The organism is Oleiphilus sp. HI0061 (genome assembly GCF_001635675.1).
In genome coordinates this window covers 1-894 of sequence record NZ_LWFE01000200.1, presented here as the reverse complement: position 1 = coordinate 894, position 894 = coordinate 1, and the positions used below count along the sequence as shown (strand labels likewise).

2 protein-coding genes are annotated in these 894 nt (G+C 45.0%); both read right to left on the bottom strand.

The genetic code is table 11. The features are described from left to right. On the bottom strand, positions 1-618 hold a 618-nt coding region (locus A3735_RS02340; RefSeq protein WP_068637520.1), incomplete at its 3' end, for an ElyC/SanA/YdcF family protein. Continuing rightward, the coding region (locus A3735_RS02335) for a DUF2914 domain-containing protein (protein WP_156499342.1) at positions 618-894 on the bottom strand (277 nt) is incomplete at its 5' end. The genes A3735_RS02335 and A3735_RS02340, both read right to left, overlap by 1 nt.

Here is an 894-nt window from a genome sequence, read left to right as displayed (position 1 = left end):
CTCGCCTTGCTGCAAAGTGATTTCTTTCTTAAACAAATAGACAGAACGGGGCATATGCATTGCTGACGTCACTAACGCAAATTTGGCACCGTTTATAAATTTAACCCAATGCCTGGCCTCTTCTGCCGTATCCTTTACCTCTTCAGCCAAATAAATATCGCTCTCGGGTACTCCAAGGGCTATCGCCACTCGTGATGCCGCTTTAGCATGAGATTCAATATCATCCCCATGATAGCCAGAAAGTAATAACTTTGACCCGGGATTTGCTCTGTAAATCATCAAGCCTTCAGTCAACCGACTTAATGAGGTTCCGCTCAATAGACTGCTTAAAGGTCGCTCATTCGCTGTTGAATGCCCGCCACCTAACACTAAAACAAAATCTACGGGCTGGCCTTGGTAGGCGGGATACTGTGACTCAAGAGGCCTGATCAAAGCATCCGTCACCGGTGAAAGGCTCAAAATAAATAAAGCAGTAATACTGAATAAACTGAGTATTCTGCCTAGCTTTACATAACGCTTTCGATAGAAAAAACCTGCTAACAGTAAACCGATCAAGATAAGCGGTACCGACATTAACGACATACCTAGCAGCTTTTTTAGGCCGAACAAGATATCCATCAGTTTGCGCTAACAACCTCAAAGTCTGCAAGAATATAAAGTTCACCTGAAGCGTCCAACACTTTCACCTGCCAAGCACCCAGCATATGTTTATCAATAAACTTACTTGAGTAGGACTTCTGTTTAGCAACATTTACCGGGATCCTCACCTTTGCCTGCCTTACCCCCTCACGATACCAGTGATGATAGAGTGTAGCGCCTCGCAAGCCATGCATCTCAGTATGCAGGATGACTTTGATCAGCCCGGATTCAGGCATTACGACACGATGCTGCAAG